Source organism: Pauljensenia sp. 27098_8_83 (assembly GCF_041432695.1).
In the GTDB taxonomy this organism is placed as follows: domain Bacteria; phylum Actinomycetota; class Actinomycetes; order Actinomycetales; family Actinomycetaceae; genus Pauljensenia.
The window spans coordinates 61,696-85,888 of record NZ_JAPWAD010000008.1 but is presented as its reverse complement, the minus strand read 5'-3'; the positions used below and the strand labels follow the sequence as shown (position 1 = coordinate 85,888).

18 protein-coding genes are annotated in these 24,193 nt (G+C 68.5%); 12 read left to right on the top strand and 6 right to left on the bottom strand.

Annotation, left to right across the window (positions count from 1 at the left end; all coding sequences use genetic code 11):
- Positions 1-429 precede the first annotated feature (429 nt).
- Both O3656_RS04780 and O3656_RS04775 read right to left on the bottom strand, forming a co-directional pair.
- Positions 430-3,558, bottom strand: coding sequence for an FAD-binding and (Fe-S)-binding domain-containing protein (locus O3656_RS04780; protein ID WP_500062864.1), 3,129 nt, complete (start codon positions 3,556-3,558; stop codon positions 430-432).
- A 154-nt stretch (positions 3,559-3,712) separates the two neighbouring features.
- On the bottom strand, positions 3,713-3,946 hold the full coding sequence (locus O3656_RS04775) for an ABC transporter (protein ID WP_500062863.1): 234 nt from the start codon (positions 3,944-3,946) through the stop codon (positions 3,713-3,715).
- Positions 3,947-4,542: 596 nt separating this feature from the next.
- Between O3656_RS04775 and O3656_RS04770 the strand changes: the two genes are divergently transcribed.
- Positions 4,543-6,357, top strand: coding sequence for a hypothetical protein (locus O3656_RS04770; protein ID WP_500062862.1), 1,815 nt, complete (start codon positions 4,543-4,545; stop codon positions 6,355-6,357).
- Between the two features lie 92 nt (positions 6,358-6,449).
- Here O3656_RS04770 and O3656_RS04765 read toward each other — a convergent pair whose 3' ends face one another.
- The 3 genes from O3656_RS04765 to O3656_RS04755 form a co-directional block, all read right to left on the bottom strand.
- A complete protein-coding gene (locus O3656_RS04765; RefSeq protein WP_500062861.1) occupies positions 6,450-7,595 on the bottom strand; it encodes an alpha/beta hydrolase in 1,146 nt (381 codons plus the stop codon).
- A gap of 83 nt (positions 7,596-7,678) precedes the next feature.
- The gene (gene metX, locus O3656_RS04760) at positions 7,679-8,836 is read right to left on the bottom strand and encodes a homoserine O-acetyltransferase MetX (protein ID WP_500062860.1); all 1,158 of its coding nucleotides are present in this window, start codon (positions 8,834-8,836) and stop codon (positions 7,679-7,681) included.
- A 122-nt stretch (positions 8,837-8,958) separates the two neighbouring features.
- Positions 8,959-10,284 (bottom strand): O-acetylhomoserine aminocarboxypropyltransferase/cysteine synthase family protein, encoded by a 1,326-nt coding sequence (locus O3656_RS04755; RefSeq protein ID WP_500062859.1) that lies wholly within the window; start codon positions 10,282-10,284, stop codon positions 8,959-8,961.
- 459 nt (positions 10,285-10,743) lie between these two features.
- Here O3656_RS04755 and O3656_RS04750 point away from each other — a divergent pair, with 459 nt between their 5' ends.
- From O3656_RS04750 to O3656_RS04730, 5 genes are all read left to right on the top strand, one after another.
- A complete protein-coding gene (locus tag O3656_RS04750) occupies positions 10,744-12,084 on the top strand; it encodes a C40 family peptidase (protein WP_500062858.1) in 1,341 nt (446 codons plus the stop codon).
- A 643-nt stretch (positions 12,085-12,727) separates the two neighbouring features.
- Positions 12,728-13,453, top strand: coding sequence for a hypothetical protein (locus O3656_RS04745; protein WP_500062857.1), 726 nt, complete (start codon positions 12,728-12,730; stop codon positions 13,451-13,453).
- Between the two features lie 140 nt (positions 13,454-13,593).
- Positions 13,594-14,310 (top strand): hypothetical protein, encoded by a 717-nt coding sequence (locus tag O3656_RS04740; RefSeq protein ID WP_500062856.1) that lies wholly within the window; start codon positions 13,594-13,596, stop codon positions 14,308-14,310.
- Between the two features lie 782 nt (positions 14,311-15,092).
- Positions 15,093-15,809, top strand: a complete 717-nt coding sequence (locus tag O3656_RS04735) for a hypothetical protein (RefSeq protein WP_500062855.1) — start codon at positions 15,093-15,095, stop codon at positions 15,807-15,809.
- Between the two features lie 76 nt (positions 15,810-15,885).
- Positions 15,886-16,641, top strand: a complete 756-nt coding sequence (locus O3656_RS04730; protein WP_500062854.1) for a hypothetical protein — start codon at positions 15,886-15,888, stop codon at positions 16,639-16,641.
- Between the two features lie 276 nt (positions 16,642-16,917).
- Here the strand turns inward: O3656_RS04730 and O3656_RS04725 are convergent, their stop codons facing one another.
- Positions 16,918-17,412, bottom strand: a complete 495-nt coding sequence (locus O3656_RS04725) for an inorganic diphosphatase (protein WP_500062853.1) — start codon at positions 17,410-17,412, stop codon at positions 16,918-16,920.
- 102 nt (positions 17,413-17,514) lie between these two features.
- Between O3656_RS04725 and dacB the strand changes: the two genes are divergently transcribed.
- Genes dacB through folE form a run of 6 tightly spaced genes read left to right on the top strand, consistent with a single transcriptional unit; the run spans position 17,515 to position 24,192 of the window.
- Positions 17,515-18,870, top strand: a complete 1,356-nt coding sequence (gene dacB, locus O3656_RS04720; RefSeq protein WP_500062852.1) for a D-alanyl-D-alanine carboxypeptidase/D-alanyl-D-alanine endopeptidase — start codon at positions 17,515-17,517, stop codon at positions 18,868-18,870.
- A gap of 4 nt (positions 18,871-18,874) precedes the next feature.
- Complete coding sequence (locus tag O3656_RS04715) at positions 18,875-19,717, top strand: zinc-dependent metalloprotease (RefSeq protein WP_500062851.1); 843 nt, start codon at positions 18,875-18,877, stop codon at positions 19,715-19,717.
- Positions 19,707-20,969 (top strand): tRNA lysidine(34) synthetase TilS, encoded by a 1,263-nt coding sequence (gene tilS, locus O3656_RS04710; protein WP_500062850.1) that lies wholly within the window; start codon positions 19,707-19,709, stop codon positions 20,967-20,969. The genes O3656_RS04715 and tilS overlap by 11 nt, the downstream gene beginning before the upstream one ends.
- Positions 20,970-21,009: 40 nt before the next feature.
- Positions 21,010-21,564: a hypoxanthine phosphoribosyltransferase gene (gene hpt / locus O3656_RS04705; protein WP_034474950.1), complete on the top strand. Its 555-nt coding sequence runs from the start codon at positions 21,010-21,012 to the stop codon at positions 21,562-21,564.
- Positions 21,565-21,589: 25 nt separating this feature from the next.
- Positions 21,590-23,626 (top strand): ATP-dependent zinc metalloprotease FtsH, encoded by a 2,037-nt coding sequence (ftsH, locus tag O3656_RS04700; RefSeq protein ID WP_500062849.1) that lies wholly within the window; start codon positions 21,590-21,592, stop codon positions 23,624-23,626.
- On the top strand, positions 23,623-24,192 hold the full coding sequence (folE, locus tag O3656_RS04695) for a GTP cyclohydrolase I FolE (protein WP_016460951.1): 570 nt from the start codon (positions 23,623-23,625) through the stop codon (positions 24,190-24,192). Before ftsH ends, folE begins: the two co-directional genes overlap by 4 nt.
- The last annotated feature ends 1 nt before the right edge of the window (position 24,193 follow it).

The window sequence follows — 24,193 nt, the reverse complement described above, 5'->3', positions numbered from 1 at the left end:
TGGCACCGGTGTGGAGGGTGTCGGAGGGCCCTGCAGCGGTGCCTGTGGGTGGTGGCAGGGCCTGGCCGGACAACGAGCCGACGCGCCGAGCGAAGCTCGCGGCGCGGACGGCTCGCGGGCGGGCCGCCGTCGACGGGCACACGCAGCGGCCGGGCCCGGTGGTGCCCGGAACGCCAGTGGCACCACACAGCAATACCAGAAACCATGCGGGGCCCTGCCGTGGTACCGGAGGGCGGCGGCGACAACTGTCTCAGACAAATCTCGCACGTAATTTAAGTCGGTCATTTTTTAAGTACGTCTGAAAACGTTGCAATTCCAACGACCTATGTTCTCAGTTTGAAATACCCGCAAGGGAATTACGTGCGAAATTGCCGAGCACGACCCGCAAGCTCCGCCCGGAGCACCCGCGGAGCACCGCAGCACCGGCATTCAGCCAGCGCGCCCCGCCAGCAGCGTCGCCAGGTGCACGCCACCGCGGCCCGCAAGCTGCGCGGCCTGGGTTCGGCACGAGAAGCCGTCCGCCAGATACACGGCATCCGGCTGCGCCGCCAGGGACGGCAGCAGCGAATGCGACGCGACCGCGACCGACAGGTCGTAGTGGCCCGCCTCCATGCCGAAATTACCGGCCAGGCCGCAACAGCCCTCGAGCCGCGTCACGCGCGCGCCCAGCGACTCGAGCAACGCCTGGTCCGCGTCCCACCCCATGACGGAGTAGTGGTGGCAGTGCGGCTGCGCGACGATCTCGACGCCCTCCAGGCTCGGTAGCTTGCGCGCGGATGCGGGCACGGCCGACAGCACCTCGGCCAGGGTGCGCGTCGCACCAGACACGAGCGCCGAGCGCGGATCCTCGGGCAGCAGGTCCAGCAGGTCGTCGCGCAGTACCGCCGTGCACGAGGGCTCGACCCCGACAATCGGGATCCCCGCAGCGGCGAAGGGCGCGAGGATGCCGAGCAGCGACGACAGGTGCTTCTTCGCACCCGTCAGCTGACCCGTCGTAACCCACGTGAGGCCGCAGCACGCATCCGGCGCGACGATCGGCGCAAACCCGTTCGCCTCCAGCACGTCGACGACCGCGCGCGCCCCCGCATCGTCCAGGGTCTGGCTAAACGAGTCCGCCCACACGAGCGCGTACGGCCGCCCGCTGGGATCGCGCGGCCCGGAAAGGATCGGGGAGGCTGTCATCGACGAGGCCGGGGTTGACGAGGCCGGGACACCGCCGCGCTCGCGGGCCTCAGAAGCAGGTGTAGAAGAACCAGAAACAGGATCGGACGAGCCAGAAACAGGATCGGACGAGCCAGACACGGACCCCGGCGACACAGAGGAAGGAACACCGCCCGCCAGCAGGGAGTGGCGGCGAGCCCACGCGGTGAAGGTCCCGGACTGGAGGGCGGGCATGCCTCGTCGAGGATCCAGGCCGATGAGGCGGAAGGCGAGCGACCGCAGGGGAGCGATCGACATGATGGCGTTCGCGACGGTCGCTAGGCCGGGCACGCGCGCGGTGACGCGGGTGAGGCGCGGCAGCCAGCCGAGCGTGTAGTGGCTGAGGGGGCGCATGCGGCCACGGTAGGTGCGGAAGAGCGCTTCGGAGCGGTAGCGGGCCATGTCGACCCCGGCGGGACAATCGGCGGAGCAGGCCTTGCAGGCCAGGCACAGGTCGAGGGCCTCGAGGACTTCGGGGGAGTTGATGGCCTGAACGAGCTGCGAGTTCGCGGCCTCCTGGAGGATGCGAGCGCGCCCTCGGGTTACGTCCTTCTCGTCGCGCGTGGCCAGGTAGGACGGGCACATGAACGTGCCGGGCACTCCGGCGCGGCACTTGCCCACGCCCGTGCAGCGGTGGACGGCCGCCGTGAAGTCGCCGCCGTCGTGGGTGAACGCGAAGCCGCCGTCGGCGGGCATGGGGTGTGCGGCGACGCGGCGCAGGCCAAAGTCGAGGGGGTCGACGCCGGGCTGCAGCTCGAGCGCGCCAGCAGCAGTGGCAGCCCCGGCATTCCCGGCGCCGCCGGCATTCCGCACCCGGGCGCGAGAGGCGGCCTCGGCCTCGTCCATGGGGGAGGCGAGCACCCCGGGGTTGAGGAGGTTGTCCGGGTCGAAGACGTGCTTGACGCGCGCGAACAGGTCGAGCATCTCGGGGGTGTACATGAAGCGCAGGAGTTCGCCGCGAGCGCGCCCGTCGCCGTGTTCGCCGGAGACGGAGCCGCCGTGGGCGGCGCAGATGCGGGCCGCGGACTGGAGGAAGGCGCGCGAGTGTGCCACGCCCTCGGGGGTCTCGAGCGGCATGGCGAGGCGCACGTGCACGCAGCCGTCGCCGAAGTGCCCGTACAGGAGGCCGTCGATGTCGAACTCATCCATGAGGGCGGTGAAGTCGCGCAGGTACGCGCCGAGGCTCTCGGGTGGGACGGCCGCGTCCTCGAAGCCGGGCCAGGCCTGCTGATCGCCGCCGCCCGCGCCATCCGGCGGGGTGCGCCCGCCCAGGCCCGCACCGTCGGCGCGGATCCTCCACAGGGCCGAGGCCTGCTCCCCCGGCGGGTACACGACCGTGTCGACGGCGGCGGAGGCAGCGCACAGGGCGCGTGCGCGCTCCAGGGAGGCGGTGACGTTTTCGCCGGGGGCGCCGACTTCGACGAGGAGCCAGCCTTCGCCCTCGGGCAGGGCGGGCACGGCGCCGGGCCCCTTGTGGGCGCGCACGACGTCAACGAGGCGGCGGTCCATGCCCTCCACGGCGAGGGGTGAGTGGGCCAGCAGTGCGGGCACGTCGTCGGCGGCCTCAATCATGGAGCGATAGCCGAGGGCAGCGAGCACGGGCGCGTCGGGCAGGGGCACGAGGCGCACGGTGACGGACAGGATGAGGACGAGGGTGCCTTCGGTGCCCGCGAGCATGGCGGCGAGGTTGCGCCCACCCTCGGGGGTGAGGTGCTCGAGGGAGTAGCCGGAGACCTGGCGCTTGAAGCGGCCGAGCTGCGTGCGAATGGGAGCCAGATGTGAGTCGATGAGGGAGGCCAGTCCCGGCACGTCGCGCAGCGCCGAGTCGCGGCCGGTCGTGGCCGTGAAGCGGCGTCCCCTCCCGTCCACGCAGTCGAGGGAGACGATGTTGTCGGAGGTGCGCCCCCAGGCGGTCGCGTGCGGGCCGCACGCGTTGTTGGCGACCATGCCGGCGATCGTCGCGCGGTTCTGGGAGGAGGGGTCGGGGCCGAAACGCAGGCCGTACTTCGCCGCCGCGGCCTGGAGGGTAGAGCCGACGCAGCCGGGTTCGACCGTGGCGGTGCGGGTCTCGGGGTCGATGGAGACGACGCGGTTCATGTGCCGCGAGAAATCGAGGACGAGGCCGGGGCCGATCGCGTTGGACGCGCACGAGGTGCCCCCGCCTCGGGCGGTGAGGGGGACGCCGTGGGCACGGGCGAGGTCGAAGGCTGCGAGCGCCTGCTCGGGCGTGCGCGGGAACGCGACGGCCAGGGGCGGGATGCGCGTGAGGCCGGCGTCGGAGGAGTATCGCGCACGCGTACCGGTCGAGGAATCGACGTCGATGAGTGCGCGCAGGTCCGTCAGGAAGCTCTCGCTCATGGTGACAGTGTGTCACGCGGGCGCGCGTTGGGCGGCGGATATCCGGTGTGCGGATGGTCGCGCGAGGCCGTGGCCGGTTGGGGCGGGCGTGGGGGCCGTGATGCTTCGGGTAATAGGAGAGGGCCGAGGCAGTGGATGCCTGCGGCCCTGAAGATCACGCGGGTTCGGGGTCGTCGCGGAACAGTTTGGGGAAGGGTGTCACGGGGACGGGCATGCGCTCAATGGGAGGCAGGTGTGGGTTGACCACCTGCTCAGACTTTGGGTACAAGCGGGGTGATGCTTCAGTATTCAGGCAGTAGGGGGACAGTTCGCGGCGCGTTTCCTCGGACGCGGGAACCTGCGGCTCCGGCGCCGAGTATTCAACGATGCGCAGCTTATCTCTGCCCATTGAATGCCACCCTGTTCTGTCTCAAGTATTCTGCCGCGCAGTAGTCTAACCGGATGGAAGATGCCGTGCCATCCGGATTCGAAGCGACATGTGCCATCGTACACGACATTGGTCCCACGCTGGCGGGGTATGGCTCATAGTTGCTCGGCATGTGTCAGTGGGATGCGTTGGGTGCTGTATGTGCGTGGTGGCGCGCTCCGCGTATTCGCCCGTGTTGTGGGCCTGTTAGAACGGCGAGACGTTGTTCATGGTTGTCCGAGCCTGGGCGAGGTTACGCAGTGGCGGGATGTGCGTGCCATCATTCGCGCAGAATTCGCGCGGTCGCCGAAAAAAGTTTCGAGGCCTGTCTCGCCGATGCTGGGGCTGAACGTCGGTGTCCTGTCCCGGGGTCAAAAGAAGCTGTCCTTGCTCACTATTCTACCGATGTGAAGGACTGTGGGCGCGTGGTGAGCCATACCCGAGGCCCCTTGTCGGCGGGCGACCTGCGCGTGGATGCTTACGTGGTATCCATCCCATTGTGCCTGTGTCATCCTTGTTTCTTTTGGAACGTATGAAACAATGGCCCCGAGCGCCCCATACACGTGAAGGAAAGAGCGATGGCCCTGTTTGAGTTCGAGGATGGACACCTCGTCCCCGCTCAATTCGGATACCCGGTTGCGCAGGATCTGGGTCCCGAACTGGTTGACGCTATCTGCCAGCAGGTCCTGCAGATCGTGTCGCGCCCGCTGTTCCCCGTGACCTGGCGTGATATGACGGGCCAGGGCGACGAGGAGACGCCGCGCCTGACAGCTCTCGATGTCTCGGGGCAGATCGTGTCCGTCGAAATTCTGAAGGAACTCGACTCCGAGACCCTTATTACCTCCCTGTCGCGACTGGCTGAGGTCGCCTCGATCTCGTGGTCGGACCTGGCCGCCGAATACCCCTCGGGCCCCGAGGGCTTCCGGGCCGGTTGGGCGCAGTTCCGCGACTCGATGCCCCGGGCCGTGGGGCCCGGCCCGCGACTCATCATCGTCGCCGGTGAGATCGATCCTTCGGTGCGCCCCGCCCTGTCCATCCTGGCGACTTCGGGCGTCGAGGTGCACCTCATGAACCTGCGCCAGATGTCGAATGGCCGCCTGTTCCTCGACGTGAACGCGGTGGGTCCGCGCCTGTATGGCCACGCCCCGCAGCTCCTGGCCTCCGCATCCGTTGCCGCGCCCGAGATCGTGGCGCCCGCGCAGGAGAGCATCGAAGAGGTCGACGCCGACGCCTCCGTCGAGTCCGATTCTGAGACGCCGACGACGCGCCCCACGCCGAAGGTCGCGCCCCACCTGCGCGAGGTGTTCACCTACCCGATCGACGAGGAGCCCCCGGCACCTTGGCGTCCCGCCTCCGAGGAGGACGAACAGGACGAGGCCGAGGCCGACGCTCAGGACGAGCATGAGGCCACCGAGCAGGACGCTGGCGACGAGCGCATCGAGACCGACGAGCACGTCGACGGCGATGCGGTTGCCGAGGATGGCGACGAGTACGCGCACGAATCTGTCGAAGCCGACCGCGCTGAGGACGCGGAGGCCGACGCTCAGGATGCCGACGAGCGTGACGCCGACTCGCACGCCGAGCACGTTCCCGAGTCAGACGAGCACGAGTCCAATGATGCCGCCGCAACGCAGCACGGCGAGACCGAGGAGACGGGCGAGCTCCCCGACCACGAGGAACCCCGCGCGGAGGAGAACGCTGAGTCCGACGAGGATACGGCGGCGGGCGAACAAGCCGACGAACGCGCCGACGAACAAGCGGGCGAACACGCTGACGATCAGGCCGCCGAGCATGTCGGCGATCAACCTGCCGATCACGCGGAAACAGAGACGGAACCGGACGAGGAAGGCGACGACGTGCCCGAACACGCCGACGAGCAGGTCAGCACCGAGGACGACGCGCCCCGCTGGGAGCCTCCCGCCCACATGAGCCGCCGCGCCACGCGCCGCGCCCGCGAAGAGTCGAGCGAACTCAACGACGGCGGAGCCACGGACGCGGCCACGGCCTCGTTCGTCGACCGCGCCGACGAATCTCCCGAGGTCGTTCAAGCCCGCGCGGAGGGCCTGCCCGTCCTCGGCCGCGACGAGTCCGGCCTGCGCACCCTCGCCCAGATCCTCGGCGAGGACACGCCCCTGATTGCCCGCGGTGAGCTCGGTCTGCCCGGTGACCTCGTGCTCGCGGCCAGCGGCGCGGTGTCCGGCGCCGGCCTGACTTACCCCTCGCTCGACACGCTCCTGACCGCGCGCGGCCTGGGCCACATCGACGTCTGGGGTCAGGTGCGCATCGGCGACCGGTTGGGCCCGACCCTGGCCGAAGCGCTCGACGAGGTCAACCGCGAGATCGTGCGCGAATACGCGCAGGCGCCGCGAGGCCACCGCTCCGCCAAGCACTAACGCGCGACGACGAAGCGCCCACACGGCGCGACGCGAGAAGACGACGAGAGGCCCGGGATCACGCGATCCCGGGCCTCCTCGCTACCGGGGAGTCACCGCACGAAAGCGTCCAACCACCCGCGCATCGTCGCGTACACGGCCTCGCGCACGGGCGCGTCCGACAGGACCAGGTCGTGCTTGCCGGGGAAACGCGCGATCGTCACCAGGTCCGACAGGCCCAGGCTTCGCTGGGCGATGACGACCGGATCCAGCACGGTGTCAGAGGTGAAGGCGCGCTCGGACCACTCCTCGTCGAAATAGGAGGACGTCGACACCATCGACAGGACCGGGCAGTCCAGGTGCACGTCCTTCTCGATCGTCTCGTGCCCGGCCATGATCGCCTCCAGCCACGAGGCCGGGATCGGGTAGGACTCGGGGCGCTTCCACTCGTGGATGATCGGCCAGCCCGCGACCGATGGGTCGTCGGGGCTCAGGCCCTCGGGGATCGGCAGACCCGAGGAGGCGCGCCCCGCGAGCGAACGGCCGTAGTGTCCCGCACCTCCCGAGGGCACCTCCCACATGGGGTTACGCGACGCGATGCGTCCGATGACGGGGGTCATCGCCCCGCGCCAGGCGGCCATCGACTGCATCTCCAGCCATGCCGAATTCAGGATCAGGCCGGACAGGACCCCCTGGTGGCGGTGCGCCCACAGCGTCGCGACGAGGCCGCCCGTCGAGTGTCCCATGAGGACGATCGGCTCGTCCTCGCGCTCGGAGCGGATGATTTCGATGGCCTCGCCGATCTCCTCGTCGTAGACGGACAGGTCGTCCGTGTAGCCGATCGTCTGGTGGGGACGCAGGGAACGGCCGTACTTGCGCATGTCCAGCGCGTAGAACGCCGCGCCCGCCTCGCGCAGCCGATCCGCCATCTCGGTCTGGAAGAAGTAGTCGTTGCGCCCGTGCAGGTACAGGACCGTCATGCGGGCGCTCTTGGGCGGGCGCGCGCGCACGAGGGTCGCCACGCAGGGCCCCTCCGCGTCGTCGAGGAGTTCGATCGTGCGCGACTGGTAGCCCTCCCCCAGAATGTCGGTGCGCCACTGGGGTCCGGGGGGACCGGCCTCGCCCCACGGGGCCATGACGTCGCGCTCGGGGATCCCCTCGGCCGCCGAGGCCTCGGCCCCAACCCCGGACAGGTCGGGAAGCCCGCTCGTGTCTGGCATCTGCTCGCCGTCGGGCGTGGGATTGCTGGTAACGCTCATGGGGTCAGCATAACGCGCGAGGCCACCGGCGCCTTGTTGATGAGGAGGAAGCGCGGGCGGCCTCGGCGAGAATTGAGCGGGGATCAGGCGAAGGAGGACGCGCGCGAGGGGATGCGCTCGTTGAGGAACTCGTCGAGGAGGGCGGTGAGCTGGTCGTGCTCGATGAGGAAGCCGTCGTGCCCGTGGTCGGAGTGGATCTCGCGGTAGAACGCGCCCGAGATGCCGGCCGCCATCTGCCAGACCTGCTCCGGGAAGAAGAGGCGATCGGAATCGACGGCGACGACCAGCGTGCGCGCGGTGACCGCCTTGAGGGCCTCGGTGACGCCGCCGCGGTCGCGGCCCACGTCGTGGGAGAGCATCGTGCGACACAGCGTCACGTACGAGCCCGCGTCGAAGCGGCGCACGATCTTCTCGCCGTGGTAGTCCAGGTAGGATTCGACCGCCAGGCGTCCGCCGTGCAGCGGGTCCTCGTCGTTCTGGGGGATGCGGCCGAAACGCTCGTCCAGCTCCGAGGGGGAACGGTAGGTCGTGTGCGCTATCTGGCGGGCGAGCGCAAGGCCCGCATTCGGGCCGGGGCCCGCGTAGTAGTCGCCGCCGCGCCACGCCGGATCCAGCTCGATCGCGCGGATCTGCGTGTGCGTCCACGCCGCCTGGTCGGCGGTCGTCTGCGCGCCCGAGGCCACGACCACGAGGCGGCGCACGCGCTCCGGGTAGCTGACCGCCCACTCGATCGCGCGCTGGCCGCCCAGCGACGCGCCCACGACGATGCTCCACTCGCTAATGCCGAGCAGGTCGGCCAGACGGGACTCCGCGTACACCTGATCGCGCGTGGAAATCACGGGGAAACGCGAGCCCCACGGCGCGCCGTCCGGGGCGAGGGACGCCGGGCCCGTAGAGCCCTGACAGCCGCCCAGCGCGTTCGCGGCCACCACGAAATAGCGGTCCGTGTCGATGATGCGCCCCGGGCCTACGATCTGCTCCCACCAGCCGGGGGTCGGCTGGCCGGGCGCGGCCTCGCCGCACACGTGCGCGTCGCCGGTCAGCGCGTGCAGGATGAGGACCGCGTTCGACGAGGCCTCGTCCAGGGTGCCCCACGTCTCGTAGGCGAGCGTCACGGAGGGCAGGATTTCGCCATTCTCCAGGCGCTGAGCGCCCAGGTTCGCGAACTTGCGGAACGCGACCGGGTCGCCCTCGCGCCACGCGCCGGACGTGGGTGCGGGAGGCAGGTTGAAACGGCTCATGAGGTCCTTCTTTCGCAGTGACGTGTCGCTGTCGCGGTGGATGCGCGAGGCGGGGAAGGGCAGCGGCGGCCTCGGAGCCTCAGGAGTGTGTGTATTTGTCTCCGAGGCCGCCGACGGGTCTATCAGGCCGTGGCCGCGCGGGCCGCGTCGAAGCCGAGCTGCAGGTCGGCCAGGATGTCCTTAATGTTCTCCAGGCCGATCGACAGGCGCACCGTGCCGGGCGCGACGCCGGCCTTGGCCAGCTCCTCCTCGGTCAGCTGCGAGTGCGTCGTCGAGGCCGGGTGGATGACGAGGGACTTCGCGTCGCCGATGTTGGCCACCACCGGCAGGAGCTGCACGCCGTCCGCGAAGGCCCGGCCGGCCTCGTACCCGCCCTTGATGACGAAGGAGAGCAAGCCGCCGGTGCCCAGCGGCGCGTACTTCTTGCCCAGCTCGTAGTAGGGGGAGGACTCCAGGCCCGCGTAGTTGACGGACTCGACGTCCGGGTGGGCCTCCAGGAAGCGGGCGACCGCCAGCGCGTTGGAGACGTGGCGCTCGACGCGCAGGGACAGCGTCTCGATGCCCTGCGAGATGAGGAACGCGTTAAAGGGGGAGGTGACGGCACCCAGGTCGCGGTTGATGAGCGTCTGGATGCGCAGCAGGAACGCCAGGTTCGCGCCCAGCGCGCCGCCCACGCCCAGGTCGCGGGCGTAGACGAGGCCGTGGTAGGACTCGTCCGGCGTGTTGTAGAGCGGGAAGCGCTCGGGCTGGGAGGCGAAGTCGAAGTTGCCCGAGTCGACGATCGCGCCCGCGATCGACGTGCCGTGGCCGCCCAGGTACTTGGTGGCCGAGTGGACAACGATGTCGGCACCCCACTCGATCGGGCGCACTAGGTAGGGGGTCGCGACCGTGTTGTCGACGATGAGGGGCACGCCGACCTCGTGAGCGACCGTTGCGATCGGCTCAATGTCGAGGATGTCGCCCTGCGGGTTGGGGATCGTCTCGCCGTAGAAGGCGACCGTCTTGTCGTCGGCGAGCGCGCGCCAGGCCTCGGGGTCGAGCGGGTTGGGGACGAAGCGCGCCTCGATGCCCAGGCGTCCCAGCGTGTTCTTCAGCAGGGTGACGCTGCCGCCGTACAGGGAGGGGGAGGCGACCACGTTGTTGCCGGCCACGGCCAGGGCGAGGATCGACAGGGCGGTCGCGGACTGGCCGGAGGAGACGAGGAGGCCGCCGACGCCGCCCTCGAGGGCCGCGATGCGGGCGGCGACGCCGTCAGTCGTCGGGTTGGTCAGGCGCGTGTAGATGGGGCCGAGTTCCTGCAGCGCGAAGCGGCTCGCCGCCTGCGCGGTGTCTTCAAAAGCGTAGGAGGAGGTCTGGTAGATGGGCAGGGCGGTCGCGCCCGTGGCGGGGTCGAGGTCGTATCCGGCGTGAATCTGCTTGGTTTCGAAGGACCAGTCGTTGGCTGTCATGGTGCGGTTCCTAGGGTCGGGGGTGGGTCGTCTCTGGTTCCCCTCCGGCGGGCCGCAGCTGCGGTAAGTGAACATGCGTCGAGGCGCGTCCCGCTGTCGGGGGACTGCGCGGCAGTCGCTGGTGCTGACGCGCAGTCAGCGGCACATTCGACGGTTCATGGTTCCCATTGTTTGTCATCGACGAGGCCGGGGCGTGATGGTCCCGGATGGTGGACTTTTGTGACGGGTGGGGGTGCGATGCTCGGGTATGTGAGCAGGCTCGCACTGATGGTTGAAAGCGTGATGAAAGTGCTGGTATTTGTGCGGTAATCATGATGCTGGTGTTATGAATGTTGCGATTGTTGTATGTGTGAAAGTTGAGTTTTGTGGTGTGTTTGTTGCCAAGCGTGGCGAAAGTGGTTAGGCTTTTTCCCAGTACGCGCCCGCCGGCGCACGTCAACAAACGAGATGAGACAAACGATGAGACGACGCGGAACCATTCGCACGGGCCTGACGGCAATCGCAGCCTGCGCCCTCCTCGTGCTGCCCCAGATGGCGCAAGCCGCCCCCTCTGAGGAAGAAATCGCAGCCGCCAAGGCTGCCGAAGAGGCCGCGAAGATGAGCGTCGCCCAGATCGAGGTCAAGCTCGCCGAGGTCAGCGCCAGCGCCGCAACCGCGACGCAGAACGCCCAGATCGCCGGCGAAAACCTCAACGAGGCGAACATCGCGCTGGCCGAGGCGACCGCGACTGCCAGCCAGGCCTCGGCCGAAGCCGACGCCGCCGAAGCCGCCTTCCAGGAAGGCAAGCAGCAGATCGCCTCCGTCGCCCAGGCCGCCTACCGTAACGGCGGTGGCACGCTCGATTCGCTCGCCCCCTACCTCGACTCCGACGGCCTGCGCAGCGTCGAAACCAAGCAGGCCGGCATCAACTCCTTCTCCTCCTCCGCCGAGGCGAAGATGCAGAACGTCGCCGCCCTCGAGCAGGTCGCCAAGGTGACGCGCGACGCCGCGAACACCGCGCTCGCCAGCCAGCAGGCAGCCACGGACGAGGTCCAGGCCCGCACGGACGCCGCCAACCAGGCCGCAGCCGCCGCCCAGAACGAGGCCGCGATCGTCGCCGCCCAGCGCAGCGCCTACGTCCAGGAGCTCGCCACCAAGCAGAACACGACGGTCGACCTCATTAACCAGCGCGAAGCCGCCCTCGAGGCCGAACGCCAGGAAGCCGCGCGCATCGCCGCCGAGCAGGCCGCCGCAGCCGCCGAAGCCCAGCGTCAAGCCGACGCCGCAGCCGCCGCCGAACGCCAGGCCGCAGCCGATGCGGCCGCCGCGGCCCAGGCCTCGTCCTCCTCGTCGTCGTCCTCCGACGATGAGGATGATGACGACGGCTACTCGTACTCCGCGCCCTCCTACTCCTACGAAGAGCCCTCGTACTCGGCACCCTCCTACTCGGGTGGCGGTGGTGCCTCCACCGCCATCGCAACCGCGCAGAGCTACCTCGGCGTGCCCTACGTGTGGGGCGGCGAATCCTACGGCGGCGTGGACTGCTCCGGCCTGACCATGCTCGCCTGGGGTAGCGCGGGCGTCGACCTGCCGCACCTCTCGCGCGCCCAGTACAGCTACGGCACGCACGTGCCGATCGGCTCCATGGAGGCCGGCGACCTGATCTTCTGGTCCTCCAACGGCACCCAGTCCGGCATCTACCACGTCGCCATCTACCTGGGCGGCGGCCAGATGATCGAGGCCCCCACCTTCGGCGTGCCCGTGCGCATCACCGGCGTGTACAGCTGGGGCTCGATCATGCCCTACGCCGTGAGGCTCTGAGCCGCGTCGTTGCATGATCGTCCGGGGGCCGGGCAGACAGTGAGTCTGCCCGGCCCCCGGCGTTTGTGTGCGGGCTTGTGTGGGTTGTGTGTTGTGGGCTTGTGTATGGCTGGGCTTACACGCCGTGTGTGGGGAGAGTTTTGTACCGGTTTGGCTTTGAGGTGGGGGTTGCTGGGAGAGTTTTGTACCGGGGCGTGTGCGCTGCGTGGCTGGTGGGTGGTGGTTTGCGGGAAAAAGTTCTCCCTGCTCGGGTTGTTTGCGTCCCGGCCGTGATAGTTTTCTCCCTGCTCGCCTCGAATGGGCTGAAATAGGTGTTTTTTGCTGTGTGGGGAGAGTTTTGTACCGGTTTGGCCTTGAGGTCGGGGTTGCTGGGAGAGTTTTGTACCGGTGGGCGCCTGTACGGGGGTTTACGGGTCAGCAATGGAAAATTTCAACGCCAGTAACGCGACGGTCGGTACGTGCGCGGTCGGCACGTGTGCGGTGGCCACCTGAGGGGCCGCGATAGCCACTCAATGGGCCGCGAGTCTTACCTGGTGCTGCCGTCATGAGGCCACAAGTTCCGGATGGCGCGCCCGGCGCAGAAGAGTGCCCCGACGAGGAATCCGCGAGCGCGCTTGTGGGGTCATGTGGCTAGCATGAAGGCATGGAGAACTCAGCCCTTCAGAGCGACCGACACGAACCCGGCGCCGCGTCGGCCGACGAAGAGGTGTCCGTCCCGCTTGATACCCAGACCAAGCGTGCGTTCCGCGTCTTCGTCGGACTTATCGTCATCGTCGTGTACGGGCTGTTCTGGCGATTCGGCCTGCGCGGCTCGTGGGGGCAATGGTCGATGCGCACCCAGATGGCGGCCGCCATCATCCCCGCCTTCTTCATCCTCCTGTGGGTCCCCGTGGTCTGGGCTTCGCTTCGGTGGACGCTCCGTGACTTCATCAGGGCCCAGAAAGCCCCCCTCCTCGCCAAGCATGCGAAGAAGCCTCGCCCCTTCGCCGCCGGCTTCTCCTTTGTCCTCGCTGCCGGCATCCTCGCGTTCGTCGTCTCCCGGGCATGGGGAAGCTACGGCCTCGCTGTCCAGGACTGGTGGGACGGACCGATCCGCCACGAGAACGTGAGCTGCCAGAACGCGCACAAAGAAGGGGACGAGACCTTCCTGAAGCGCGCAAACAAGACCTACGTCATCTTCGACCTGGTGAGTGCCGACGGATACTCGCAGCACTTCAAGTTCGGGCTCTCCGACCTCGAAAAGGAGATGGAACGCGATGATAGCCCCTTCAACGCCATCATGACCCTGTGCGAGGCGCAGGGCCCCGGCTTCGGTGTCTCCGTCTACGAGCGCACGGGCGTCATCGCCGAAGCCTGGCGACGCGACTAGGGGACGCGGCGCGAGCGCGAGGGTCGCGGCGGTGCTCGCTCCCGGCCCGTCTGGTTGAGTCACGTTGTTCGGGGGCGGGCCGCTCCCGTTGATTGATACTGCCTGGGGGACAGGGGTGAGGACTGGGCTATTGTGGCCGCATGGCAACGACTTCGGATACGGCCGCGCAGACGGCCCCCGGTAATTTGGTGAATAAGCTCTTCACCTCGAAGAATCTGACGCCCGCGCAGAGGCGCTTGAGGTGGGTGATCATCGGCATCTGGGTCATCCAGGCGTACATCGCGGTGTGTGTCGTGGTGGGGGACGACCCGTGGACGATATGGAGGCTGTACGCGGGCCTTGCCGGCCTTGGGGTGCCGCTCCTAGTTCTCGTGTTCTGGTTCCCGGTTGTCTGGGCGTCGTTGCGGTGGCTCGCGCGAGTGGCCTGGAGGTGCGTCGTTCCGTCGTCGTCGGGCAGGCGCGGCGGCGTTGCGTCGCTCCTCGCTCCGCTTCTCGGCCTTGGGATGTCCGCGTCGATCCTGTGGGCGTTTGGGTACGCCTCGCAGTATTTCCCGACCCCCTACGTCCAGGATTGGCGTTCGGGGACCGTGCGCCACGAGGCCGTCACGTGCCGTGATTTCGACGTGGACAACAGCGTCACGCACTCCGGCAAAGCACAGTACGTGTTCGAGTTGGTCAGCTCGGACGGCTCGTCGTGGGAGTACAGGGAACGCAAGAGGTGGATGGATGACAGGGTGGAGGCGGGCGAACAGCCCTACGCGACGGTCATTGACGCGTGCCGCTCAGAGGGTGCGGAGATCGGGATCGTCCTGTACCCCCACTCGGGAACCATTATCGAGGCGTGGAGGAATCACTGACGCCGCTCACTTCACGCCGGTGCGAGGCTGGGCTTGGCGCGCCGCTGGATCGCGCGCTGGGAGATACGATGGGCGAGTGACAAGCGACGAGTGAGCATCGGGAGGAGCCGCGTCGGGGGATGCCTGTGCCCATCACCGGCGTGTACAGCTGGGGTTCGATCATGCCCTACGCCGTGAGGCTCTGAGCCACAACGTTGCTTGATGGCCCGGGGGCCGGGCAGACAGTGAGTCTGCCCGGCCCCCGGCGTTTGTGTGTGCGCCTGTGCGGGGGTTTGCTAGGGGAGTTTTGTACCGGTGTGTGTGCCCTGTGCGGTTGGTGAGTGGTGGTTTGCGGTAAAAAGTTCTCCCTGCTTGGGTTGTTTGCTTCCTGGCCGTGATAATTTTCTCTCTGCTCGCGCCAAATGGTCGGAAATGGGCGTTTTTCGCCGTGTTGGGAGAGTTTTGTACCGGTTTGGCCTTGAGGCGGGGGTTGCTGGGAGAGTTTTGTACCGGCGGGTGCCTGTGCGGGGGTGCCAGCGCTCCACTAGGTGGGTTTACGTGCGCATTGGTGGGTCGAGGTGGCCACCAGGTGGGCTACCGATGCCGCCAAACAGTGGGTAGTTGCGCGTCGGCCCCTTTGATATGCGCGTTAACCCGCCATTTCGCGCCTGAACCCGCTATTTCGTTCGTGGGCGGCCCTGCCCGCGCTCGGATTAGCGGGTTAACGTGCGAACTTGAGGGCCCACACTCGTATGAGAGGGTTTACGCGAGGGTTGTGGGGCCTGTTCGCTAGCATGAACGGCATGAGTGCCCCGGACGCCAGCAGCAACACCACGCCGAGCAGCACAACCCCCACGAGCAGCGCCACTCCCACGGTCCCACGCGCCGTCAAGCCGCTGTCCGCGTTCTGGCGCACCCTGGCGCTCCTGTCCCTCGTGGTGTTTCCGGCGTGGTCCTTCATTGGGTTTCTGACGAGGGACCACTGGGGGCAGTGGGCGTTCCACTTGGGTCAAGCGAGGGTGATTGTCGCGGCCATCGCTGTCCTCGCGTTCCTCCCCATCGTCTGGTCTGCCTTCAGTCGCTTCGCGATCGACTTGATTCGCCGGATCAAGCCGTCGCCCAGCGGCAAGCACGCTCCGGAGGCCCACCCCGGCACCGCGTTCCTGGGTGTTGTGGCTGCGCTCGTGGTGGTTGGAGTGGTTGGCATGACCGCCTGGGATCTCGGCGGGCAGACTGCCCTGGACTGGCGCGATGGCCCCGTCAGGCGCGAGGGCGTCACGTGCACCGCGATGACTCCCGTGTCGAGCGACGACGGCCCCTTCGTGCACATCGAGCTCACCCAGGGCGACGGATCCGTGCGCGCCTACGACCTGCGCCAATACGAGCTCGACCGCCACGCCGCGAAAGGCACGCCCCTCTACAACACGATCGTCGAGGCCTGCCAGACCCCCGGCACGCAGATCGGGATCTCCCTCTACGAGCGCACGGGCACCATTGTCGAGGCATGGAGGAGTCACTGACGCCGCTCACCGTGCGCGGGTGCGAGGCGTGGCCACGGCTGCCGCTGGATCGCGCGCTGGGAGATACGATTGGCGAGTGACAAGCGACGAGTCAGCATCGGTGGAAGCCGCGTCGGGGGATGCCTGTGCGGGTGAAGCGCCGCGGGCGAATTCTTCGAGCGGGGCGGCGGGCAGTTCCCAGGGTGAGGGCGAGATGAGCGGTTGCGGTGGCCGCGTGGCCTGTGGAGTGCTCATGACCGTCGTCGCCTTGCTTTACCTGTGCGTGTGGATGCTGTTGTGGCGCTATGACCTGGGTGAGGAGGCGCTCCGGGGGCGGGCCCGTTTCATCGGTGCCCCGATAATTTTCCTTCTCGGGTGGGTTCCGCTCGTCCTGCGCATACTCGCATGGCCCCTCCGCTTCGTGTTCTCCCTGCGCGCGCCGGACGTGGGGTGGGGGAGTGTGGGTTGGTTTGCTGCCCTGACTGTTCCGTTTCTTGTCACCGCTCTCGTGGTGGGCGGCGTCGCGTGGCGGGGCTACTCGTATGCCGCTCCAGCCCTGGCCGACAGTCGCTCGGGACCGGTTCGCTACGAGTCTGTGAGCTGCGACGGGATGTTTCGGGCCGTCAAGCACACCAACGACGATGCTGGCGACATCGAGTACGTCTTCATGACGCTGACGAGCCCCGATGGGCTTGACCTTCCGGTGCGCGTCGCGTCGGCCGAGTTTGACCGCAGACTTCGCGCCCACGACGAGCCCTATGTGTCCCTCGACGAGCTGTGTCGAACGCCCGGCACGCTCACGAGCGCCGAGGTCTACCCCCGCACGGGTATCCTCGCCAGTCTCGGTGCTTGACGCTTCTCTGCGAGAAAGACTTGCAGTTCGGGTTCCTGTAAGCCTCATGGGAGCGACGTCGGACGCTGCACCCCAGCGATCGGATAACAGCCTGAATGGGTTTGTGACTGCGAAGAACCTGACGCCCGCGCAGCGGCGCTTCATGCGACTCGTCGCCGGGAACGAGGAACGTGGGCAGTTAGGGGAAGCGCCGCAATGAGCCCCGCGTGACCGTCTGACGTATACGAGGGGGCCGCGCGGACGCTCGTCCGCGCGGCCCCCTCGCAAGCAGTGAGCTCAGTGCTGGCCTTCGTGCTCCTTCAGGCGATCATAGGAGCGACGAATTTCGGCCTCGGCCTCTTCGCGGCCCACCCAGTGGGCACCCTCGACGCTCTTGCCGGGCTCAAGGTCCTTGTAGACCTCGAAGAAGTGCTGGATTTCCAGGCGGTGGAACTCCGACACGTCCTCGATCTCGGTACGCCAGGAGGCGCGCTGGTCGGAGGCGGGAACGCACAGGACCTTGTCGTCGCCGCCCTTCTCGTCGCGCATGCGGAACATGCCGAGCGCGCGGCAGCGGATCACGCAGCCGGGGAAGGTGGGCTCTTCGAGGAGGACGAGGGCGTCCAGCGGGTCGCCGTCCTCGCCCAGGGTGTCGTCGATGAAACCGTAGTCGTCCGGGTAGCGGGTCGAGGTGAAGAGCATGCGATCGAGGCGGATGCGACCCGTCTCGTGGTCAATCTCGTACTTGTTTCGGTTCCCCTTGGGGATCTCGATGGTCACGTCAAATTCCATGGCCGTGCCTTCCGCGTCAGCCCCGAAACTCGGGGGTCCAGTTGGTTGTGTGGGCACATGGACAGGTAGTGTAGTTACCGAAATAACCACGAAGGGACATCCATGCATCGCACGTCTATGGGGGCAATTGTAAGCGCTAGCGCCGCGCTCGTGGCGACGGCGGCGCTGGTGGGTTCGGGCTGCTCCCCGCAAGCGGCTACTCCGGCGGACGCTCCCACGGCCTCGACCCTTGAAGCGGCACCGGTTTCCGGCGACGCGAAGGGCGCGGGAACCCCGGTGAGCGCCGCAGACGTGGAGGCTCTGTGGGCACCGGTCGCGGCGGCCGCAGCCGAGGGCGGTTACACGGCGTGGGGCACAGTCGTGGACGCGCAGACCGGCGAGGTGCTGCTGGACGCGGATGCGTCGAGGGCTCACACGCCGGCGTCGACGACGAAGACGCTGACGGCTTTCACCGCGCTGGCGAACCTGGACCCGACGGCGACGCTGACGACGAGCGCGCTCCTGGGCACCGACAACCAGACTCTCTACCTGGACTCCGAGGGCGACCTGCTCCTGGGCATCGGCACCTCCGACGAGGTCGAGGTGTCGGGGCGTGCGGGCCTGCAGACCCTCGCGAACGATGCGGCGGCGGCTCTGAAGCAGCGCGGCATCACCTCGGTGACCCTGAACTGGCGCGGCTCACTCTTCGACGGGGCTTCGCACCTGGCGTCGTGGGACGCGCAGGAGGTCGGCTCCTACGAGGGGCACGTTGGGCCGATGGCGATCGACGCGGGGCGCACCTACGAGGGCGCTAACGCTTTCTACGCGGACGCACCTGGTCGCGTCGCCGAGGTTTTCTCGCAGGCGCTGGGTGCCGCCGGCATCACGGCGACGCTCGGCGAGGCCGGGGACGGTCCGGCGGGCGCGGCCACTATCGCGTCGGTGAGCTCGGCGACGATGGGGGAGCAGCTGCGCTGGATGCTCGCGCACTCCGATAACACTCTCGCGGATCAATACTGCCGCTTCGCCGCGCGCGCCGCCGGTTCCCCCTCGACCTACGAGGGCGCGACCGACACGGTGCGCAAGGCCCTGACGCAGGCCGGTGTCCCCACGGACGGGCTGACCCTGGAGGACTGCTCGGGCCTGTCCAGCAACGATAAGATCAGCGCCAACACGCTGGTCGGCGTCCTCAAGGCCTCGTACGCGGGGCAGGGAACAGGCGCGGACACGATGCGCCTTCTGCCGTGGGCGGGCCTCGTGGGCACGCTCTCCCAGCGCATGACCGAGGCCCCGGCCGCGGGAAACGTGCAGGCCAAGACGGGTTCGCTCCAGGAGGTCACCTCCCTGTCGGGCTCCGTCTTGACCCAGAGTGGGCGCGTCCTCCTCGTGTCGATCGGGCATGATCACGTCACCGAGGGCGCCTACGCCACGCGCGGGCGCCTGGACGCCTTCGAGGAGGGCCTGGCCGGGCTAGACTAGGCCCATGGATATGCCGTTTGGCCCGCGCGACGTCGCGGGAGTTCTCGCCTCGCTGTCGTATGCGGGTCCGTCGGCCTCCCGCGTGGGTGCCTCCGCCGTGGTGGCGCGCCTGCGTCGTTCGGTGGCCTGGTCGGACCGTCGGCTCGCCGCGCTCTCCACCCTGCCCGAGGCCTCCGCGCAGGTCGCCGCCTCCTCGACGATCGTCGTGGATCGGCGCGGGCTGATCCGCTCGGTGGGCTCGCTCCTGGATAACTTCGAGGACACGCGCACACCCCTCGTCTTGGCGGCCGAAGCCGTCATCCTGCGCGCCCTGGCCAAGGACGCCACGGGCATCTGGGACGTGCGCACGGGGCGTCGGATCCTCGTGGCCCCCAACGTACTCGCGGACGCGCAGCGCTACGCCCTCGACCAGACGGACTGGTGCCGGTGGGTGTCCCTGTGCACGGGCCTGCGCGGCGTCCACTTGACGCATGCCCCCTTCCTCGTCCCCTACATCGCTGACCTGATGCGCGCGCTGCCCGAGCGCAGCGACGAGCTCGTGCGCATCGTCCTGCTCCTGGACGCGCTGCCCACCGCCGAGATGGAGGTCCTCACGCCCCGCGACCTGCCGTCGATCCAGTGGCTGCGCACCCACCGCGCGCACGCCGGCGGGGTGGCGCTGGTGCGCGCGTGCGCGGCGGCTGGCATGCCGCTGGCCGGGGTCGAGGCGCTGCAGGCCCAGACCGAGGGCTTCGCGCGCACCGTCGTGCGCGAGGGCGCGATCGCCCGCCTCCTGTCGGGCGTCGAGGCGCTGCCGACCGCTCCCGAGTACGCGGATCCGTCCGCGTGGCTGGCGCGTGTGCGCTGACGCCTCGAGCCGTGTGGGGGCGAACCCGCGCGGCCCCCTGCGCGCCTGCTCCCTCGCCGTGCGTGCTTCTCTGGCCTCCTTCATCGACGAGGCCGGGGCCCCTCCCGCTCTCGTCGTCGGCCTGTCGGGTGGCGCGGATTCGTTGGCGTTGGCGCTGACGACGATTGACGTGGCGGCGCGCGCGGGGATCCCGGTGGTCACGGTGACGGTGGACCATGGGCTGCGCGAGGGGAGCGCCGAGGAGGCTCGTCGCGTCGCGGATCTGGCGGCATCCCTGGGGGCGCGCGCCGTTGTCGAGACCGTGACGGTGGACGGCCCGGGAGGCCCCGAGGGCGCGGCCCGCGACGCGCGGCGCGCCGCCCTGCGTGCGGCTGGTGTGCGCGAGGGCGCCCCGATCCTCCTCGGCCACACGATGGACGACCAAGCCGAGACGGTCCTGCTGCGCCTGGCGCGCGGCTCGGGCCCCTCCTCACTGCGGGCCATCGCCCCTCTCTCGCGCGACGACGACGGGGTGACGTGGCTGCGCCCGCTCTTGAAGCTGCGGCGAACAGATACGCAGGAGGCCTGCGCCCAGGCGGGCCTCACCCCGGTGCACGACCCGACGAACGACATCGACGGCCCCTGGCGGGCCGCTGACGGGAGCCCGCTGCGCCGCTCGGCCCTGCGGCACGGGGCAATCCCGGCCCTGGCCTCGGCCCTGGGTGTCGATCCCGTCCCCGCGCTGGCGCGCACCGCCGCCCTGTGCGCCGAGGACGACGACGCCCTCATCGACCGAGCGCGCGCACTCACCGCCGCCGCGCGGGTCGCCGCCGCTCGCGTCGCCGACGACACAGACCCCGGTGGCGCGGACTCGCCCGTGGCGCTCGCAGTCGCGTCCCTGCGCGGCGCTCCCCGGGCGGTGCGCACGCGCGCCCTGCGCAAGGCGGCTCAGGCGGCGGGAATCCGAGCGCTGTCCAGTGCTCACGTGGACGCCATCGACGACCTCGTGGTCGCGTGGCGGGGGCAGGGGCCTATCGACCTGCCCGGGGGGAGCGCATCGCGCGTTGGACACGGAGCCCGCGCGCGCATCGTCTTCGTCGCGCGCGAGAGAGGCGCACCGCCGGAAACAGACCCCGCTCAGGGGCAACAACAAGCCGCGAGAGACGCCCCCGAGAGCGGCCCGGCACCCACTGCGCGATCACAGGATGTTGCGCTGACAGTGAGAATCTCATCCTTCCTGGTACAGGCGAGCGTTTGTATGGCACGCTTATAGTGGAATCGCTCGCGTAGCATCGATACGAAAAGAGGACACGGTGGACGCCACCGACATGGGAAACGACCTGAAGGAAATCCTGGTCACCGCCGAGGATATGGACCGTCGGCTCGCCGAAATGGCCGAACAGATCGACCGCGACTACGCGGGTGAAGACCTGCTGCTCGTCGGCGTTCTGCGCGGTGCCGTCATGGTGATGGCGGACCTGTCCCGCAAGCTGCACACCCCCCTCGAGATGGACTGGATGGCCGTGTCCTCCTACGGTTCGGGTACCAAGACCTCGGGCGTCGTGCGCATCCTGAAGGACCTCGACCAGGACGTCGCCGGACGCCACGTGCTGATCGTCGAGGACATCATCGATTCGGGCCTGACGCTGTCGTGGCTGCAGGCGAACCTGCTCGGACGTGGCGCCGCCTCCGTCAAGATCGCGACCGCCCTGCGTAAGCCCGAGGCCGCGAAGGTCGACGTGGACGTCGCCTACGTGGGCTTCGATATTCCCGACGAGTTCGTCGTCGGTTACGGCCTGGATTACGCCGAGAAGTACCGCAACATGCCCTTCGTCGGCACGCTGCAGCCGCACGTCTACACCAACTGAGAACGCCTACCTGTAAGGGATGCCCGTGAACGAGAAGATCAAGAACAAACGCCCCAGCCTGGGGTGGGTGCTGGTTCCGCTCATCGTGCTGCTCGTGGGCGGCTGGTTCCTCTGGCAGACGAACCAACCGCGTGCAGTGACGACCTCGGAGGGCCTGGCGCTCATCTCGGGTGACACGGTGGAGCAGGTGGTCCTCAACGAGGGCACCCAGCAGGTGAATCTGACGCTCACGGAGAACTACGTCCACCAGTCCACCGGCGGCGACGACAAGACCGTCGATCTGGGTAAGCGCGTGTACTTCACGTACTCCTACGTGCAGACCAAGGACATCTTGGACACGGTGGCCGACAAGGCACCCGCCAAGGGGTGGAACGCGGTGCGCCCGCAGTCCGGTGCCCTCGGCGCGATCATTCAGCTGCTGATTCCGCTGCTGATCCTCATGGGCGCGTTCTACTTCGTCATGCGTTCCATGTCGGGCTCGCGCATGATGGGTGGCTTCACCCAGTCGCGCGCCAAGGAATTCAACCAGGAACGCCCGGACGTGACCTTCGCGGACGTCGCCGGTGAGGACGAGGCCGTGGAGGAACTCGAGGAGATCCGCGAGTTCCTGGCGTCCCCGGACAAGTTCCACAAGGTGGGTGCGCGCATCCCGCGCGGCGTCCTGCTCTACGGTCCTCCCGGAACCGGTAAGACGCTCCTCGCCAAGGCCGTGGCCGGGGAGGCGAATGCCCCCTTCTTCTCGATCTCCGGTTCGGAGTTCATGGAGCTGTACGTTGGCGTGGGTGCCTCGCGTGTACGCGAGCTTTTCGAGCGCGCGAAGAAGAACGCGCCGGCCATCATCTTCGTCGACGAGATCGACGCCGTGGGTCGCCACCGCGGCAGCGGCATCGGCGGTGGCAACGACGAGCGCGAGCAGACGCTCAACCAGCTCCTCGTGGAGATGGACGGCTTCGACGAGCGCGCCAACATCATCCTGATCGCGGCGACCAACCGCCCCGATATCCTCGACCCGGCGCTGCTGCGCCCGGGGCGTTTCGACCGCCAGATCGCCGTCGAGGCCCCCGACCTGAAGGGCCGCGAGGCGATCCTCAAGGTCCACGCGCAGGGTAAGCCGCTCACCGCGCAGGTGGACCTGCGTCAGATCGCCAAGCGCACGCCCGGCTTCACGGGCGCGGACCTGGCGAACGTCCTCAACGAGGCCGCGCTGCTCACCGCGCGCTCGAACATGCAGTTCATCGACGAGCGCGCCATCGACGAGGCCATCGACCGCGTGATCGCCGGCCCGCAGAAGCGCACCCGCGTCATGAACGACCACGACAAGGCCGTGACCGCGTACCACGAGGCGGGCCACGCCCTGGCTGCCGCCGCCCTGAACTACACGGATCCGGTCACGAAGGTGACGATCCTGCCGCGCGGCCGCGCGCTGGGCTACACGATGGTCATGCCCACCGAGGACCGTTTCAACAAGACCCGTAACCAGCTCCTCGACGACCTGGTGTACGGCATGGGTGGTCGCGTCGCCGAAGAGATCGTGTTCCGCGATCCGTCGACGGGCCCCGCCAACGACATTCAGCAGGCCACGAAGACGGCCCGCGCGATGGTCACCGACTACGGCATGAGCGACCGCATCGGCATGGTCAAGCTCGGCGACGCCGACACCGAGGCCTTTGGGCACGGGTCCGGCGAGGCTCCGCGTTCCTTCTCCGATGAGACCGCCGCGATCATCGACGAGGAGGTGCGTCGCCTCCTCGACAACGCGATGCGCGAGGCGTGGCGCATCCTGTCGGAAAACCGCAGTGTTCTCGACACGCTGGCTTCCCGCCTGCTCGAGGAGGAGACCCTCGACGAGGCGCAGTTGCGCGAGATTTTCCAGGACGTCATCAAGGCCCCCGAGCGTCCCGTGTGGAACTACCAGTCCGACGCGGCCGTCCCCGGCGTGGTTTTGGGTCACCCGGTCGGCATCAAGGCCGAGGACGAGTGGACGTCCGTTCCCGTGCAGGGAATCGACGTGTCGCCGACTGACGCCATCGGCGCCTCGGGCGTGGAAGAGGAGCAGGAGTGACCTACGATCCCGCAGGCGTCGAGAAGGCGTCGCGCGACCTGCTCGTCGCGATCGGTGAGGACCCCGAGCGCGAGGGCCTGGTCGGCACGCCCGATCGCATGGCGCGCGCGTGGCGCGAGATGTGCAAGGGCCTGACCGAGGACCCGCGTGAGCACCTGCGCACGCAGTTCCACGCGGGCACCGACGAGCTCGTCCTGGTCCGCGACATCACCTTCTTCTCGGTGTGCGAGCACCACCTGCTGCCCTTCTACGGCCGCGCCCACGTGGGCTACATCCCGCGCGGCGGCGTCGTGACGGGCCTGTCCAAGCTGGCGCGCGTCGTCGAGGGCTACGCGCGCCGCCCCCAGGTCCAGGAGCGCTTGACCGCCCAGGTGGCCGACGCGATCGACGAGATCCTGGACCCTCAGGGCGTCATCGTCGTCATCGAGGCCGAGCACATGTGCATGTCGATGCGCGGTATCTCCAAGCCGGGCTCGTCGACCGTGACCAGCGCGTTGCGCGGCATCATGAGCGACGGGGCGACCCGCGCCGAAATGATGGCCCTCGTCCTGTCTGGGAGCCGATGAC

Bases quoted from the DNA above. Each gene is read 5' to 3' on its own strand.
- O3656_RS04780 (WP_500062864.1), bottom strand. From the start codon at position 3,558: ATGAGCGAGAGCTTCCTGACGGACCTGCGCGCACTCATCGACGTCGAT.
- O3656_RS04775 (WP_500062863.1), bottom strand. From the start codon at position 3,946: ATGGGCAGAGATAAGCTGCGCATCGTTGAATACTCGGCGCCGGAGCCG.
- O3656_RS04770 (WP_500062862.1), top strand. From the start codon at position 4,543: ATGGCCCTGTTTGAGTTCGAGGATGGACACCTCGTCCCCGCTCAATTC.
- O3656_RS04765 (WP_500062861.1), bottom strand. From the start codon at position 7,595: ATGAGCGTTACCAGCAATCCCACGCCCGACGGCGAGCAGATGCCAGAC.
- metX (WP_500062860.1), bottom strand. From the start codon at position 8,836: ATGAGCCGTTTCAACCTGCCTCCCGCACCCACGTCCGGCGCGTGGCGC.
- O3656_RS04755 (WP_500062859.1), bottom strand. From the start codon at position 10,284: ATGACAGCCAACGACTGGTCCTTCGAAACCAAGCAGATTCACGCCGGA.
- O3656_RS04750 (WP_500062858.1), top strand. From the start codon at position 10,744: ATGAGACGACGCGGAACCATTCGCACGGGCCTGACGGCAATCGCAGCC.
- O3656_RS04745 (WP_500062857.1), top strand. From the start codon at position 12,728: ATGGAGAACTCAGCCCTTCAGAGCGACCGACACGAACCCGGCGCCGCG.
- O3656_RS04740 (WP_500062856.1), top strand. From the start codon at position 13,594: ATGGCAACGACTTCGGATACGGCCGCGCAGACGGCCCCCGGTAATTTG.
- O3656_RS04735 (WP_500062855.1), top strand. From the start codon at position 15,093: ATGAGTGCCCCGGACGCCAGCAGCAACACCACGCCGAGCAGCACAACC.
- O3656_RS04725 (WP_500062853.1), bottom strand. From the start codon at position 17,412: ATGGAATTTGACGTGACCATCGAGATCCCCAAGGGGAACCGAAACAAG.
- dacB (WP_500062852.1), top strand. From the start codon at position 17,515: ATGCATCGCACGTCTATGGGGGCAATTGTAAGCGCTAGCGCCGCGCTC.
- O3656_RS04715 (WP_500062851.1), top strand. From the start codon at position 18,875: ATGGATATGCCGTTTGGCCCGCGCGACGTCGCGGGAGTTCTCGCCTCG.